This window comes from Candidatus Glassbacteria bacterium (genome assembly GCA_019456185.1).
Lineage (GTDB): Bacteria > Gemmatimonadota > Glassbacteria > GWA2-58-10 > GWA2-58-10 > JAJRTS01.
Window position 1 is genome coordinate 1 of the sequence record VRUH01000072.1, and the last position, 16,407, is coordinate 16,407.

Genomic DNA, 16,407 nt, shown 5'->3' on the forward strand with positions numbered 1-16,407 from the left:
CTACCCTGCCACCAGCACGGGCCTGCGGGTTCTGTTCCCGCCCTGGTCGATGGCCGGCGGCACGGACAGTCTCTACGCCCGTCTGGACGACCCGGTGCAGAAAGAGAAAATCGCCGGGGCGATCGCCTTCGCCCTGATCAACGACCGCGGCGGCGACGACCCGATGAATGTCGTGATCGCCTCCTGCAGCCACGATCCGGCCCTGGAGGGTAAAAACCTGCGCCAGATCATGGACCAGCGCGGGATCGAGCCGACAATCGCCAACACCGCCGAACTGGTGATCGCTCTCGAGCGCCAGGGCGGGGCCTCCTGCGTCTATCACTGCCTGAACGAGGACGATATTGCGCGGATCATGAGCCACCCGGCGGTGATGCACGCATCCGACGGCACGGTGATGGAATTCGGCCGCGGCGTGCCCCACCCCCGCAGCTACGGAACGTTCCCGCGGGTACTGGGCCATTACGTGCGCAAAAAAGGCGTGATCGCTCTGGAAGAGGCCGTGCGCAAGATGACCTCCCTGCCCGCCCAGCGAGCCGGGCTGCTCGAACGCGGAGTGATCCGTCCCGGCGCCGCCGCCGACCTGGTCCTCTTCGACCCGGACCGGATAATCGACACCGCCACCTTTGTCGAGCCGCACCGGTATCCGCTGGGTATCGAGCGCGTGATTGTCAACGGCCGCACCGTGTTTGACGGCCGGGAAATGACTGCCGAACGTCCGGGTGCCGTCCTGAGGAGAACCGGCCGGGGAGTGGTCGCCTTGGATGCTGGCAGTACGAGCGGCAGCCGATTATATTGACTGCAAATCAAGACTTTCACATCAAATCCACGGAGGACTGATGAACCGGAAAGCGACTATCCTCTCCCTGCTCGCGGCCCTTTCGCTGCTCACGTTCAGCGTTTGTTTCACCCAGGACAAAGCGCCTGCGGTTATCAGCGCCCTGCCCGGCAACGTCCCGTCGGATGCGGTCGTGCTTTTCGACGGAACCGGTCTCGACGCCTGGCAGCACCCGGACGGCTCGCCCGCAAGCTGGAAACTGGCCGGCGGCGCGATGACCGTAACCGAGGGCGGCCTGGTGACCAAAGCCGAATTCGGTGACGTGCAGATCCATCTCGAGTTCTGCATGCCCGCACCGGCTGCTGGCGAGGGCCAGGACCGGGGCAACAGCGGGATCTATATCCATGGCAACTACGAGGTCCAGATCCTCGACAGTTACGAGAACGAGACATATTACGACGGGCAGTGCGCGGCGGTCTACAAGATTTCGCCCCCCCTGGTGAACGCATCGCGGCCGCCGGGAATCTGGCAGACTTACGACATCATTTTCCACGCCGCCGGCCTCGATAACTCGGGCAAAGTGACTGAAAAAGCCACGGTCACGGTGATCCATAACGGGGTCCTCGTCCAGGACAACCTGGAGGTTTCGCCCACCGGCGGAGCGATGGGGAATCAGGAACTCGAGAAGGGCCCGATCATGCTCCAGGACCACCACCATCCTGTCAGGTTCCGCAATATCTGGATCCGCGAACTGTAAAGGCGTGTTGAAAAAACGGTGGTCATGAGCATTTAGCTGTTGTCAAAAATCTTTTCTTTTTGAAAAGGAAAGAAAACCCTAAGAATGGTACGGAAAAACTTCCTTTGTTATAGAATATCGTAGGGGCGACACATGTGTCGCCCGTTAACCTGTGTGCCTGCTGTATTCTTTGCGGGCGAGGCATGCCTCGCCCCTACGAGGGTTGGAACGGCCCCTTTAAGTACTTTTCGAGTTACGGAGAGCTTGACGGGGCAGGCGCGTTCATTGCAAAGAACCGCGGGGACAGAATTCCCCCCGGGTGAGGGCACAAAGCAATGAACGTGCCTGCCCCCGTTTCCTTCTCCCGCGTTTTATTGACCGCATCCTCTCTCCTCTGTATTTTATTCTTCAGCCTCATCCACCTCCCCCCATAATCGAGGTAACTTGCATGCTGAACTGGACTCCTGAATCGACAATCAAAAATGAATTGCCAGCTATCAAACCCAGCCAGGTGATCCTCGTCGCCAACGGCGACCGCCGCCGCACGGCCAATCTCGCCTGCCAGGCGGCTCAGTTGGAATGCGAGCGCCAGTTGCGCGAAGTGTTCACCCGCGAGGGATACGAGCTGGTCCGGGCGCATCCCGAACTCGATCCCTCACTGGGACACGGCTTTATCGAAACTCAGGCCCAGGGACGGGAAATTTTCGCGCGTATCCCGGCAGAGGCACCGCTGGTGGTTGCCGAAGCTGTCTGGCAGTACAGCAACCACGTGGTTTACAACCTCTGGGAACACCGCGGCCCGATCCTGGTGGCCAGCAATTTCGATGGGAACTGGCCGGGGCTGGTCGGCGCCCTCGGTCTGGAATCATGCCTGACCCGTCATCGTTTCACCGAAAACCAGGCGGGACACTCACTGATCTGGAGCAGTGAAAAGTTCGAGGACGACAACACACTGAATAAAATCAGGCAGTGGCTGGCCGAAGGTAAAATTGACCATGACACCTCTCACGTCCGCAAGTTCGACCGGTCTGATTTCGACGGCTGCGATGGCGCGCTCGATTTTGGGGCAATGGCGGCGGATGCTTTCCGCTCACGGCCGCGGCTGCTGGGTCTCTACGACCCGCTGTGCATGGGGATGATCAACGCCGCCTTCGATGAGCGGGACATGGTGGGCACCGGGATCCAGTTGCGGCGACTGAATCAGTCCGACCTCTATGCCAGGATGCTCGACGTACCGCGCGGCGAGGCAATGGGCTGCGTGAAATGGCTGGTGGACAAAGGCTTCAAGTTGGAGATCGGCTCCAACCCCTTCACCGATATCACCGAAAAAGCGGTTCTGGATTCCGGCAGGATGTACACCGCCATCGTCCGTCACGTGGCCGAGGAGGGTCTGGACGGGGTCGGGATCGCCTACCAGTTGGGCCTGGCGAAGCTCTGCGCGGCCAGCGATCTGGTGGAGGCCATGCTCAACAGCACGGCTCGACCACCTGTGCAGTACATGGGGACCGAAGTCATGGCCGGTGAACCGATCATGTGCGCCAACGAGGCCGATATGGGCTGTGCTGTCGACCAGGCGTTCAGCCGGGAAATTTACCGGGGAAGCGGCCTGGAGCCGCTCTGGTGGGAAACCACCCAGCACGACATCCGCTGGGGAGCGCTATACTGCGGACCAGCCCGGTTCGCCGGGACCGATTTCGAACTGGATGCGTTCGTCTGGGCTTTCGAGTTGTCGGGCAACACGCCGGCGGGACATGTCGCTGAGGGCTGGGCTGGAATGGAGGGCGTACGCCAGCCGTACGAATTTTTCACGGAGAACGGAATCTGCACCCGCTGCCTGGCAAAACCCGGTGAACTCATCTGGAGCCGCATATTTCTGGACCGGGAAAAATTCTGCATCGATATCGGCCGCGGCGCCGCAGTCGAACTGCCGGAGCAGGAAAGCCGGCGCCGCTGGCAATCCACCACCGAGGAGTGGCCCTTGATGCACGCCATGCTCTACGGTGTTTCGCGGGACCAGCTGATGGCCCGTCACAAGAGCAACCATATCACGGTCAGCTACGCTCCCGATGCCGAATCAGCCACCGAAATAGCCCTGGCCAAAGCCGCCATGGCCGAATCACTGGGGTTCAGAGTTGCGCTGTGCGGTGAGATCGGTGCAGAGGGCAGCCTGGAGAAAAAACTCGCCGGTGGGGAGAAAATAAGGGGTCCGGGCGAGAGCTGATCCTGTTGGATCGTAATCCCTACAAGAAAAGGCGGAGCCACGGTACGCCGTGGCTCCGCCTTTTCTTCGCTCACCCAGTTGAACTTTCACTTTTCACCACTTGATATAATGCAGCGCCCGGTCGATAACATCGCGCCAGGCCGGATCGAACTCGGTCTTCATCGGCGCGGTATCGGCGCGGAAATGGTCGCGCTGGAACAGCGGACGGACTGTCCCCGGCGGATCGATACCCACCACGGTCCGGCCTTTCCACTCCACGCGGTAGGTGGTGCCGTCAAGCTCCTCGGTGGTTGTAGTATATTTCTGCGGCCAACTCACGCTCACCGTATCCAGCCCGGCGGTGCCGGCAAGACTGAGGTAGTCTCCGTCCCAGTCCACGCCGGCCCTGTTGCCATTGACCGTACACGACACTTCCGAGTTGTCCACACCATCGGGAATCCGGATTTTCAGCGGTCCGCCCCGGTACATGACCACATCGACCCGGCCCTCGTATGGCAGGTAACTCGCCACCCGGCACATCGGGTGCTCGGTGTTGAGCGCCATGTTGACCCTGACTCCGGTCGAGTCGGTCTGCACCAGCCGCCGCCAGACCAGGAATATCGCCCAGGCTCCGTGGGGACCGCAGCAGTTCTGGATCGCGTTGCGCAGTCTGCCGCTGGTGTTCACCCAGTCGTTGGGCGCGCCCCAGCCTACGAAACAACCGCGGACCCTCTCGGCCACATCGGTCCATGAACTCTGCACATTGTCTTCGCGCACGCCGGGAGCATCCAGCCACGCGCTGTCCATCAACTGGGCCTCGACAAAGTAGTTGCGCACATAACGCTCCACCAGGTCCCAGTAGCGGGAATAACCGGCGTCGGCCAGCAGCAGCGCGCACTGGATCATATCGACTATCGCGCAGCTCTCGGTGCTGTGGCTGTCTTCCGGCCTCATCCAGTCGCGGCCCTCCATCTCCTGCACCCAGCCGAAACTGCTGGCCAGGTTCTCCGCGGCGTAGTCCACCAGCCCGCGCGCCCATTCCAGCATTTCAGTGTCGCCGGTTGCGGCAGCGGTGCGGATCACTCCGGCCAGACCGAACAGCGCGCCGTGGACGTTGGAGATACCCAAGACCCGTCCGGGACGGACGCTGGTGTGATGGTAGTCCTTCGTGAAATTGGCCAGGCCCACGGCCAGACGTCTGGCGCGTTCGCTGCCGGTAAGCCGCCAGTACTCGATCAGCGGCGTGATCCAGCCGGTGGAGTGCTGGCTGAGGCGCGGTTCGTGGTTCCGCTTAACTTTGTGGCCAAGCAGAATGTCTTCGCGCTCGAAATAGAAATATTTCCCTTTCCGGATCCCGTAACGCTCCAGCCCGTCGATCATCGATTCGAGCTTCGTCCTGACCGCCGGTTCCTCGTACTGCATGTACAGGCTCATCAGCCCCATGAACTGGCTGCGGTTGTCCCAGAGGTTCATTTCCGGGACGCCTTTGGTGCGGATAAACGGGCTGTAAGCCGGCCGCCAGGTGAGTCCGTGGCCGGCCTCGCGCATCCGCGAGTAGATTTCCCGCTCATAGAGCCGCTCCTCCTCGATTCCGGCCAGAGAGCTTGTCACCTGGCGCGCGGCGATCAGGCCATAGAGATTGCGGCCCGGGTTCTCACAGTAGTCCCAGTGGTTGTGGCGCAGTTCGGGCGGGCCCTCGCCGAAATAAGTCCAGAAATAGGGCAGAAAACCCTGCTTGCGGTCCGGTACACGGGTCAGGAAATTGAGCGAGGCCTCGGCGTGGGTGCGAAGGTCAAGCGTGGCCGGCACGCTCCGCACAGGCGAAGCCGCCCTGGAGCCGGAGAGCAGCGCCAGAGTGAAACAAACCGCCATCGCAAGTACCGTGAAAAATTTCACTATATCCCGCCTTTCCCCGAAGAAGGTTCGTTCATTCCAGCCACTCGCCGCCGCTGTCGTTATTTTCCCGCGTGAATAGCCTGGAACGAAGCGTGATTTCTTTCGGCACCTGCTCGCCGTTGAGAATTTCAAGAGCTGTTTCAATTGCCTCCCGGCCGCCTGTCGGGTATTCGAAACTGGCTTCCAGGATACCTCGGCTCACATAGGCGCGGCCCTCGTGCGGCAGCGCATCGATCCCCACGAAGATAATATCCTGCTCGCGGCCCGCCGCTTTCGCCGCCAGCCAGGCTCCGTGAGCGCCGGGATCGTTATGGGCGTAGACCAGATCGATATCCTCGAACCGGGCCAGGGCGCTTTCCATCTCGCCGCGGGCCTCGGGTTCCAGCCATTGCATGTCCGCCTCGAAAATGATTTCCAGACCACCGCCCTCGATCCCCTCGCGGAAACCGGAGTGACGGTCCTGGCCGGGAGTGGATGTCATCAGACCCTTGAGTTCCACCACCCGTCCGCCGCCGCCCAGACGTCCGGCGATCCAGTTCCCGGCCGCCCGGCCGATCTTGCGGTTGTCGGCCCCGATAAAGCAGGTGAAATCCTCGCCCAGTACCCGGCGGTCGAGCACGATAACCGGGATTCCGGCCCGGAAGGCCTCGCGCACGGGCGGAGTGAGCGGTGCGGCCTCCTTGGGACTGATAATCAGCACGTCCACTCCGCTGCTGACAAATTCTTCCACGTGGGCCCGCTGGCGAAGGTTGTCGTTCTGGGCGTCCTTGAACACGACCTCGATCTCCGGGTGCGCAGTTGCGGCCAGACGGATATCGGCGTTCATCTGCACGCGCCACGGCTCGCCGAGATTGCACTGGCTCATGCCGATCACCCATTTCGCGGCTGCGCGGTCACCTCCGCCTTCAGTGTCCGACCCACCGCCGGAGCAGCCGGCAAGCGCTGTCATGATCGCTGCCAGTACGGTTAAGGCAACGGTTTGTTTTACGCCGCGCATATACGTCTCCCCCATTCTAATCCTCAGCGGCCGTTCCGCTTCTGAAACAGGACCGCCAGGATGATTATCGCGCCGGTAAGCATCAGCCTGCTGGCCTCGCCGACAGCGTTGATACTGAGAACTTTTTCCAGATAACCGATAATAACCGTACCCAGCAGTGTCAACCAGATACTGCCCGTGCCGCCCCGCAGGCTGGTGCCGCCGATCACCACGATAGCAATCGCGGTCAGCTCGTATGTCATCCCCGCCTCGGGATCGCCCTGCTGCTCCTGGGCTGCCTGACAGATCCCCGCCAGCCCGCAGTACATCCCGCTCAGAGCGTAGGCGAACACTTTTACCGCACGCACCGGCACGCCGGAAAGACGGGCCGCTTCCTCGTTTCCGCCGATAGCGTAGATCCAGCGTCCGAGACGAATGCGGTCCAGGATGAGCCAGGTAACCAGCACGCAGAGCAGAAACAGCAAAGTGACCACGGTGATATTGCCGCCGAGTACGGAGGAGTTGATGAACTCGAACACAGCCGGCACTTCCATGTACTCGTAGGTCCCGTCGGCCTGCTGCACGGCCGTGGAGATTTTCTGCCCCGCGGAAATCATTTTTGCCACTCCGCGCGCGAACACCATCATCGCCAGGGTGGCGATAAACGGCTGGATCAGCCAGCAGGCGCTCAGCATTCCGCTGGCCGCGCCGAACACGGCCCCCGCCGCCAGGGTGACCGGGATCGCCAGCAGGGGCGAGACCCCGGCTCGGATCGAGAGCATGGAGAACAGCACGGCGGTCATTCCCAGCAGGCTGCCCACCGACAAGTCGATTCCCGCGGCGATTATCACCACCGTCATCCCGCAGCCCAGGATCCCGAACACCGACACCTGGCGCAGCATGTCGCGGTGTGTCCCCCACTTGAAAAAGGCCCCGTCGGCGTTGAATATCACTCCCAGCAGCACCACGGCGGCCAGCGAGGCCAGCGCCCGCGCGCCCGGGGAGGCGAATGTTTTGCCTATTCCATCTTTTATTGCAGCTCCTGGCTTTGCCACCCTCACGCCGCCTCCCCCGCCCGGCTCATCGCCGCGGCCAGAATTTTTTCCTGCGTGGCTTCACCGCGGGTAAATTCCGCCGTAATCCGACCGGAACTCATCACGATTATCCTGTCGCTCATCGCCAGCAGTTCCGGCATCTCGGAGGTGATCAGCACGATCGAGGTCCCGGCGGCGGTCCAGCGGTTCATCAGGTCGTAAAGTTCATGTTTCACGCCCACGTCCACCCCGCGAGTGGGCTCATCGAGCAGGAACACCCTGGGCGCGGTCTCCAACCACTTGGCCAGGATCACTTTCTGCTGGTTGCCGCCCGACAGATGGCCGACTGGCATCTCCAGCGACGCCGCCCGCAGGGATAGCTCATCGGCCCTGCGGGCCGCCGCCGCGCGCTCGGCCGGATAATCGAGCCACAGCCCCGGCGAATACCTTTCAAGCGCCGCCAAGGTGATATTGGCCCTCACGCCCATGCAGGTGATACACCCGGTGCCCTGGCGGTCGTTGGTCAGCAGGGCGACGCCCCTTTGGATCGAATGCCTGGGAGATTTTATCTCGAACTCTTCGCCGCCCAGCCGGATATCCCCGCTCGCGCGGCTTCCCCACGTTCCGAACAGGGCGTGGAGCAGTTCGCTCTTGCCCGAGCCCTGCAATCCAGCCACGCCCAGGATTTCGCCCTCGCGCAGAGTGAACGAACAGTTGTCGACCGGTTTCCGCCGCGGGTTGGCGCTGTCGCGAAGGGTCAGTCCCGCAACTTCCAGCAGCGGCGCTCCCGGTCCTGCATTCCTTTCCGGGAACTGGCTGGTGATTTTCCGGCCGACCATCCAGCGCACGAACTCGTCTTCCGGAAGTTCGGCGGCGGCGCTGCAACCCACCAGGCCGCCGTCGCGAAGGACCGTGATCCTGTCGGCCAGACGGTAGATTTCATCCATTTTATGCGAAATGTAGATAATCCCGCAGCCGCGCTGTTTGAGCCGTGCGATCATGGCGAACAGCCGTTCCGCCTCGGGACGGGAAAGGGTGCTTGTCGGCTCGTCCATCACGATAACCCGCGCCTCCAGCGAGAGCGCCTTGGCGATTTCCACCATCTGCTGCACGGAAATCGGGTAGCTGCCCGCCGGACGGTCGAGATCGAGTTCGAGATCGAGTCCGGCCAGCAGTTTTTCGGCCCGGCTGCGCTGGGCCGCCCGGTTCAGCATTCCGGCCCCGCCGGTCAGTTCGCGGCCCAGAAACAGGTTGTCCAGCACCGAAAGTGTCCCCACCAGCGAAATTTCCTGATAGATAACCGCGATTCCGGCCTGCCGCGCCTGCTGTGGCTCGGTGAACGCCACCTGCCGGCCACCGAGTTCAACAGCTCCCTCCCAGTCCCGGTAAACACCAGCCAGGATTTTGATCAGCGTGCTCTTGCCGGCGCCGTTCTCCCCGGCCAGGATATGCACTTCGCCGCCGGCCAGCTCGAAATCCACGCCGCCAAGGACGCGCACCGAGCCGAAAGTTTTACCGATCCCTTTCATGCTTAACAATGGAATACCCGGACCCTGGTTGCCGGCAGAGCCTGCCGGTTCAGCTTGCGACATAACGACCCCATCGGGATGACACTTGCACTTACAAAGGAATTGCCTTAGACGCAGCTTGACAAACGGATGGCGGATAGCCGATAATGTTCTCCTCCTCACTCTGTTTCTCAAAATGGGAAGGATATAATGCGGAACGCAACCCCGAGAAAAAAATTCGTGCTCGAACTGGAGTTCGAAATATTCGGCCGCGAATTGAACAACGTTGTCACCACCTGCGCCCAGCTTAACCTGCACACCGAGGACAGGTCTGTCCAGGGGGCGATGGACAAGCTCAACGAGGCGGTGAAGATCTTTTTCGATACAGCCGAGGCCCGCCACGAGCTGTCCGAGGTCCTTGACGCGCTGGAAAGCGGCGACCTGAATATCCGGCCCTGGTCGCTGTAACCCGCAGCCAGGCTATCAAGCGGCCGGGGAAAGATAAGGCACGTGTTTTTCCGCGTGCCTGCTTTATTGAGGTCATCCCGCGGTGCTGGTCAAAGCAGCCTGCCGATCGCCTCGCCCAGTTGCCCGATCTGCTCCGCCGTATGTCCGGCGGTCGTCACCAGGCGAACCATCCCGCCCTCCGGGCTGCCGGGATAACTTGTAAACGGGGCCAGAATCCCGGCCTCGAACAGACGGTCGCACAATTGCCGGGGATTCAACTTACTCGAACTGGCCAGCGCTATTATTGGAGCGGGTGAATCCGGCACATCCAAACCCACACCGGCGAGCGTCTCCCGAAGCAGCCGGTTATTTTCAGCCAGCTGCCTGAACAGCCCCTGATTTGCCGCGGCATAGGAGAGCGCCGCCACCGCTGCTCCGCAGACCGGAGCTGGAGTGGGAGTGCTGCACTGGTAGACCAGGGAATTATTACAGATGCATTTTTTCTGTTCCGTGGTGGCCGGCACGATTCCCCCGAACGATCCGAACGCCTTGCTGAGCGTGGCGCAGATCACGACTGCCGGGGAGTCCACTCCGAAATGGTCGGCGGTGCCGCGGCCGTTTTTGCCCAGTACGCCGAATCCGTGGGCGTCATCGATAAAAATCAGGCTCTCCCGGCCGCCAAGCATCTCCACAACCTCAGCTAGCGGAAACACCCTGCCGAACAGGGGACTGACGCCTTCGCCGGCCACCACCACCCGGCCCCCGCCGGTGACCCGGCCCAGCTGATCCGCCAGCGAATCGAGATTGTCGAGATCGAACTCCAGAAACCCGGGCGACCAGGCCCGGGCAGCTTCCACGATGCTGGAATGGGCGTCCCGATGGACGATCAGCGTATCGCCGTCGGCGAGCAGTCCTGAGAGCAGGATCGACATGCCGAGATAGCCGCTGGAATAGATCACCGCTGTTTCCGAGCCGGCGAAATCCGCCGCCGCGCGCTCCAGCTCCAGGTGTATTTGCAGAGTGCCGCTCGAGGTGCGGGAGGCGGACGCGCTGACCCCGAAATCGTCGATAGCCCTCGACGCTCCGCGGCGGACCTCGGGCCTGCCGGCCATATTCAAATAATCCGTTCCTCCGAAATACAGATAGCGCTTGCCGGCGATAGACACTTCCGGCCCCACCGGCCCATCGAGCACAATCTCTCTCCCGTTACCGCTCATCCATTCTCCTTGATCTGTTGCCGCCCCGCTGAAAAATTGATCGCCGGCTTGAAGCTTGTAATGCCAGACATTTTATACGATGTTACCATAAGTATCAACTGTTTTGGCATTGAAGGCGGGGCGCAAGGGCCCCATTTATCCGTTCATAGGACGACTGGAGCCAGGCAATGAACACTGTCGAGAAATACGGCAAATATGTTAATACGAGTTTTCTCAAGGCTGTCGAGCCGGTAATCGCCGACCGGGGCAGCGGATCGAAACTCATCGAACCCGACGGGACCGAGTACCTGGACTGTTTCAGCGGGATCTCGGTGGTCAACTCCGGCCACGGTAACCGCGAGGTGGTTGACGCGGCCAAGGCGCAGCTGGAAAAACTGCTCCACTGCTGCAGTTACATATACCACAACGTGCCGATGGCCGACCTGGCCGAAAAGCTGGCTCAGATCACTCCGGGCAGGCTGCAGAAAACGTTTTTCGCCAACAGCGGCGCGGAAGCTGTGGAAGGCGCGATGAGGCTGGCCAAGCAGTTCACCGGCAAGTTCGAGTTTATCGCCCTCACCCACTCCTTTCACGGCCGCAGCCTGGCCACGCTCAGTATCACCGGCAACGCCAGCCGCAAGAAAGGCGGCGGACCCTATATCCCCGGCGTAGCATTCGCTCCGGCGCCGTACCACTACCGTTCACCCTACGGCCATCAGGACCCCAAGCTGACCGCCAGGACCTGCGCCCGCGCGGTGGAGGATATCATCCTGACCCACACCAGCAACCGCGTGGCCGCGATGATTGTGGAGCCGGTGATGGGCGAGGGCGGGATAATCGTCCCCGAACCGGAATATTTCGAGGAGCTGCTGCCGATCCTCAAAAAACACGAAATCCTGTTGATTTCCGACGAGGTCCAGAGCGGGTTCTGCCGCACGGGCAGGATGTTCGCCGGCGAGCATTTCGCCCTCGAACCGGAAATCATGACCGTGGCCAAGGGAATCGCCAACGGCCTGCCGCTCTCTGGATTTATCGCCTGGGAGGAAGTGGCCGACAGTTTCACTCCCGGCGACCACCTCAGCACCTTCGGCGGCAACCCGGTCAGCTGCGCCGCCGCGATTGCCAATATCGCTTACATGGAACGGGTCAAGCTGGCCGAGCAGGCCGCCGCCAAGGGTGAAAAGCTGATGGAGCGCCTGCGCGGGCTGACGAGTTCTAAAGTCAAAGTCGGCGAGGTGCGCGGCAAGGGTCTGATGATCGGGGCCGAGCTGGTTAAAGACCTCGAAAGCAAGGAGCCCGCCGGAGCCGAAACTGCGCAGCTTCGCGCGATGGCCCGCGAGCGAAAGGTGCTGGTGGGAGCCGGTGGTCTCTACGCTAACGTGCTGCGGATTCAGCCGCCGCTAACAATCTCCGAGGACGAGCTGGAGCAGGTCATCAGCGTTCTTCAGGAGTGTTTTACCGAGTTATGAGCCGACGATAATAGTTTAGCATAAATCAAGCAGCCAGGAGGATAAGATGAGCGCCCAGGCCACAGCCGCCGGGGCACATCCGGTGATAAACCCGGCCGATGGCTCCGAGATCGGGCGGGTGAACTGGAGTACCCCGGCCGATGTTGACGCGGCGGTAAAAAAAGCCGCCGCCGAATTCAAGAGCTGGGGCCGGACCCCGGTCAAGGAACGGGTCCAGGTCCTGTTCCGCTTCAAGCAGATCCTGGAAGACAACATTCAGGAACTGGCCGAGCTCTGTACAGCCGAAAACGGCAAGACTCTCGGCGAAAGCAAAGCCGGAATCCTCAAGGGGATCGAGGTAGTAGAATACGCCACCAGCCTACCCCAGCTCCTGCCGGGCGGTTATCTCGAGGTCAGCCGGGGCGTAAGCTGCCGGATGGTCCGCGACCCGCTGGGCGTGGCCGCCGGAATCACTCCGTTCAATTTCCCCGTGATGGTTCCGCTGTGGATGATCCCGCTGGCCCTGGGCTGCGGCAACACGCTGGTGCTCAAGCCCAGCGAGATTGTCCCTCTTTCGGCGATCCGTCTGCGCGAACACCTTCTCGAGGCAGGACTTCCCGCCGATGCTTTCCAGCTCGTCCATGGCGCCCGGGAGGTTGTCGAGTCCCTGGCCGACCACCCTGACATTCAGGCGCTGTCGTTCGTGGGCAGCAGCAGGGTGGCCGAGCTGGTTTACAACCGCGGCGGCGCCAACGGCAAACGGGTACTCGCCCTGGGCGGGGCCAAGAACCACCTGGTGCTGCTGCCTGACGCCGACCCCGAGCTGGCCGCGCAGAATATCACCGCCAGCTACACCGGCTGCGCCGGGCAGCGCTGCATGGCCGCCAGCGTGCTGATTGCGGTCGGCGAGGTCCAGCCCATGCTGGACAGGGTGGCCGAGTTGAGCCGTCAGATCGAGCCGGGCGTGACAATGGGCCCGATTATCACTCCCAAAGCGTTGGAACGCATCCGCTCCTATATCGACACTGCCGAAGAGCAGGGCGCGGATGTTGTGGTCGATGGCCGCGCGGCCGGCCAGCCCTCCGGATGCGAGGGCGGCAACTGGATCGGCGCCACCATCCTGGACAATGTCACGCCCGATATGACTGTCGCCTGCGATGAGATTTTCGGCCCCGTGCTCAGCGTTATCCGGGTGGATACGCTGGAACAGGCAATCGAGATCGAGAACGGCAACCCCTACGGCAACGCCGCGGCGGTTTACACCCGGAACGGAGCGCTGGCGAAAGAGTGCGCCGAGCGGTTCGCGGCCTCGATGATCGGAATCAATATCGGCGTGCCTGTCCCGCGCGAGCCGCTCAGTTTCGGCGGCCGCGGCAGCAGCAGGTTCGGCTACGGCGATATCACCGGCGCCGGAGCGGTGGAGTTCTGGACCCAGGCGCGCAAGATCACCGAGCGCTGGGGTGAGCCGCCCGACGGAGGCTGGAAATTTTGAATTTTTTACCACGTGAACCCTTATCTCCCGTACCGCCTCCTGACAACTCTCACCGGCCCCGCGTTCGCGAGCTGGGTCTCGAGATCGGGATTTTCCCGCCTGGAAAGCACAACGCGATCACCGATGTGCCGGGGGTATCGGTCGGCCAGGTGACCCTGTGGCACGGCGATGGCCCGCTGCAACTCGGGGTGGGACCGGTGCGCACCGGGGTGACCGCTGTTATTCCCCACCCCGGCAATACTATCGAGCAGCCGCTGGAAGCCGCGGCGGATGTGTTCAACGGAGTCGGCACCAGTATCGGACTGCACAACGTCCGGGAAGTCGGCCTGCTTGAAACTCCGATCGTGCTGACCAACACGATGAGTGTCGGTACGGCCTACGAGGCGCTCACCCGCTGGTGCGTGGAGCGCTATATCGCCGACCCCGCCTCCCGGGGCTGGATCGCACCGGTGGTTGGCGAAACCTGCGACGCCTGCCTCAACGATATCTACGGCTTCCATGTCCGTCCCGAACATGTACTGGCGGCGCTGGATAACGCTACGGACGGTCCGGTGGCTGAGGGCGTTGTGGGCGCGGGGACAGGAGTGCGCACCTGCGGGTTCAAGGCGGGAATCGGAACCGCCAGCAGGCTGCTGGATTACGAAGGCGCGCAGTTCACTCTCGGGGCGCTGGTGCAGAGTAACTTTCCGGGCTGTCTCGCGGTGGACGGGGTCCCGGTGGGCCGCGAACTGGGCGTGATCGACCCGGAATACAGCGCCGGCAGCGGCGGCAGTATCATGGCCGTTATCGCCACGGACATCCCGCTCGACTCGCGCCAGCTCGGCCGCGTGGCTCGCCGCAGCACACTCGGCATGACCCGCGCCGGCGCCAACGGCAGCCACCGCAGCGGCGATTTCTATATCGCCTTCAGCACCGGTTGCAGGCAAAGAGTCGGCAAGGGCGTGTTCGGCGAAATCCGCCGGATGGCCGACGAGTATTACCTGACCAGGGTATTCCAGGCCGCGGCCGAGGCGGTGGAGGAGGCGATCCTCAACTCGGCGTTCAAGGCGGTAAGCGTTACCGGGCGCGACGGGAACAAGGTGGAGGCGCTGGATCTCGACAGGACACGGGACATTTTACAGAAACACGGCAGACGACTTAAACAGTAGCGGTTTCGGCAATGAAAGCGGAGGAGAGAAGATGTTCGAGACCAGCCTGTTCGCCCCGGACGACACCTGGGTACTGTGGACTTTCCTGGTGGTCTGGGCCACCCTTTCTATCTACTGGGAGCAGCGCTACAAGTGGGCGGCCCGTCTCAGCGGTCCGGTGGTGGCCCTGCTGGGAGGGCTGGTTGCGGCGAACCTGGGACTGATCCCGCTGGTCAGCCCGGTCTACGATACGGTCTGGGACTTTATCGTCCCGCTGTGTATCCCGCTGCTGCTGCTCAAGGCCGACCTCAGAAAAATCTGGCGCGAAACCGGCAGGATGATGGGCCTGTACCACATCAGCGCCCTGGGTACAGTGGCGGGAGCGTTTATCGCCGCGGTGAGCATCGGTTTCCTGATCGACTACCTGCCCGAAATCTGCGGGATCATGACCGCCAGCTATATCGGCGGGGCGATGAATTTCCTCGCCTCGGTGAAATTCTTTAACGCGCCCGAATCGACCACCAACGCGCTGATAGTGGCCGACAACCTGGTGATGGTCGTCCATATCATGGCCATGCTGGCCCTGCCGGGGGTCGTCTGGGCGGTGAAAGCGTTCGGGATGCTTCCCGACGAGGAACTGTACCTGAACGATGGCGTGGACGGCGAAGACGCCACCAGCTACTGGCGGCCCAAGCCGATCTCACTGGTCGATATCGGCCGCAACCTCGCGCTGGCCTTTCTGATAGTCACCGTGGCAACTAAAATCAGCGGGGCGGTGATGGGCACGGAACTGCCGGAAACCCTGCGTAACTTCCTGGGCAACAAGTACCTGCTGTTCACCGCGATCACGGTGGCGTTCGTCTGGTTTTTCCCCGGGTTCTCGGCCAGGCTGGAGGGGACCGAGGAGATGGGCACGTTCGCGATCTACCTGTTTTTCGTGCTGATTGGCATCCCGGCCAGTATCAAGGCGATAATTACCGAAGCCCCGTTCCTGCTCGTGCTGTGCACGATCATGGTGGCGGCCAATGTGGCGGTCACGTTCGGCGTGGTCAAGCTGCTCGGCTTCAAGCTGCCGGAGATGATCCTCTGCTCGATAGCCAACACCGCCGGCCCGATGAACGCCGCGGGGATCGCGATCTCCAGGAAATGGTCCAAGCTGGTCCTGCCCGGTTTCCTGGTCGGCATCTGGGGCTACGTGATCGGTACCTACACCGGCGTGATCACCGGCGAGATTATCCGGGCGATCTTTTAAAGAGTTACACACCCCTGTATCCCCTCTTGTTAGAGGGGAATAAGAGCCAAACGGGCGAACACAAGGTTCGCCCCTTGTATATTAGAGCTATAGTCTACTAAGATAGTAAAAGCGGTAACCGATGGTAGTAATTGGCACTGGCAGCCGGGAGATCGTTCGCCCCTTGTATATTAGAGCTATAGTCTACTAAGATAGTAAAAGCGGTAACCGATGGTAGTAATTGGCACTGGCAGCCGGGAGATCGTTCGCCCCTTGTATATTAGAGCTATAGTCTACTAAGATAGTAAAAGCGGTAACCGATGGTAGTAATTGGCACTGGC

The 16,407-nt window shown here is 61.7% G+C and carries 13 protein-coding genes; 8 read left to right on the forward strand and 5 right to left on the reverse strand.

From position 1 onward, the window contains the following. From FVQ81_16630 to FVQ81_16640, 3 genes are all read left to right on the forward strand, one after another. On the forward strand, positions 1-796 hold a 796-nt coding region (locus tag FVQ81_16630), incomplete at its 5' end, for an amidohydrolase family protein (protein MBW7998158.1). 40 nt (positions 797-836) lie between these two features. After that, positions 837-1,532, forward strand: a complete 696-nt coding sequence (locus FVQ81_16635; protein ID MBW7998159.1) for a DUF1080 domain-containing protein — start codon at positions 837-839, stop codon at positions 1,530-1,532. Positions 1,533-1,959: 427 nt separating this feature from the next. Continuing rightward, positions 1,960-3,732, forward strand: coding sequence for a fucose isomerase (locus tag FVQ81_16640; GenBank protein MBW7998160.1), 1,773 nt, complete (start codon positions 1,960-1,962; stop codon positions 3,730-3,732). Positions 3,733-3,825: 93 nt separating this feature from the next. Here FVQ81_16640 and FVQ81_16645 read toward each other — a convergent pair whose 3' ends face one another. From FVQ81_16645 to FVQ81_16660, 4 genes are read right to left on the reverse strand one after another with little or no spacing between them, the layout of a single operon-like run. Beyond that, the gene (locus FVQ81_16645) at positions 3,826-5,607 is read right to left on the reverse strand and encodes a hypothetical protein (GenBank protein ID MBW7998161.1); all 1,782 of its coding nucleotides are present in this window, start codon (positions 5,605-5,607) and stop codon (positions 3,826-3,828) included. A gap of 31 nt (positions 5,608-5,638) precedes the next feature. Next, complete coding sequence (locus FVQ81_16650; protein MBW7998162.1) at positions 5,639-6,604, reverse strand: substrate-binding domain-containing protein; 966 nt, start codon at positions 6,602-6,604, stop codon at positions 5,639-5,641. 23 nt (positions 6,605-6,627) lie between these two features. Next, entirely contained in the window at positions 6,628-7,638 is a 1,011-nt protein-coding gene (locus FVQ81_16655; protein ID MBW7998163.1) for an ABC transporter permease, read from the reverse strand. A gap of 2 nt (positions 7,639-7,640) precedes the next feature. Next, a complete protein-coding gene (locus FVQ81_16660) occupies positions 7,641-9,209 on the reverse strand; it encodes a sugar ABC transporter ATP-binding protein (GenBank protein ID MBW7998164.1) in 1,569 nt (522 codons plus the stop codon). A 126-nt stretch (positions 9,210-9,335) separates the two neighbouring features. On the opposite strand from FVQ81_16660, the gene FVQ81_16665 reads away from it, so the two are divergent. After that, entirely contained in the window at positions 9,336-9,593 is a 258-nt protein-coding gene (locus FVQ81_16665; protein MBW7998165.1) for a hypothetical protein, read from the forward strand. An 89-nt stretch (positions 9,594-9,682) separates the two neighbouring features. On the opposite strand, the gene FVQ81_16670 is transcribed toward FVQ81_16665, so the two are convergent. After that, entirely contained in the window at positions 9,683-10,789 is a 1,107-nt protein-coding gene (locus FVQ81_16670; GenBank protein MBW7998166.1) for an aminotransferase class I/II-fold pyridoxal phosphate-dependent enzyme, read from the reverse strand. Positions 10,790-10,956: 167 nt separating this feature from the next. On the opposite strand from FVQ81_16670, the gene FVQ81_16675 reads away from it, so the two are divergent. From FVQ81_16675 to FVQ81_16690, 4 genes are read left to right on the forward strand one after another with little or no spacing between them, the layout of a single operon-like run. Continuing rightward, a complete protein-coding gene (locus FVQ81_16675) occupies positions 10,957-12,237 on the forward strand; it encodes an aspartate aminotransferase family protein (GenBank protein MBW7998167.1) in 1,281 nt (426 codons plus the stop codon). 46 nt (positions 12,238-12,283) lie between these two features. Next, positions 12,284-13,708 carry a CoA-acylating methylmalonate-semialdehyde dehydrogenase gene (locus FVQ81_16680; protein ID MBW7998168.1) on the forward strand — a complete coding sequence of 475 codons (1,425 nt, stop codon included), beginning with the start codon at positions 12,284-12,286 and terminating at the stop codon, positions 13,706-13,708. Beyond that, positions 13,705-14,856 carry a S58 family peptidase gene (locus tag FVQ81_16685; protein ID MBW7998169.1) on the forward strand — a complete coding sequence of 384 codons (1,152 nt, stop codon included), beginning with the start codon at positions 13,705-13,707 and terminating at the stop codon, positions 14,854-14,856. Before FVQ81_16680 ends, FVQ81_16685 begins: the two co-directional genes overlap by 4 nt. Before the next feature lie 31 nt (positions 14,857-14,887). Beyond that, the gene (locus FVQ81_16690) at positions 14,888-16,087 is read left to right on the forward strand and encodes a DUF819 domain-containing protein (GenBank protein ID MBW7998170.1); all 1,200 of its coding nucleotides are present in this window, start codon (positions 14,888-14,890) and stop codon (positions 16,085-16,087) included. The last annotated feature ends 320 nt before the right edge of the window (positions 16,088-16,407 follow it).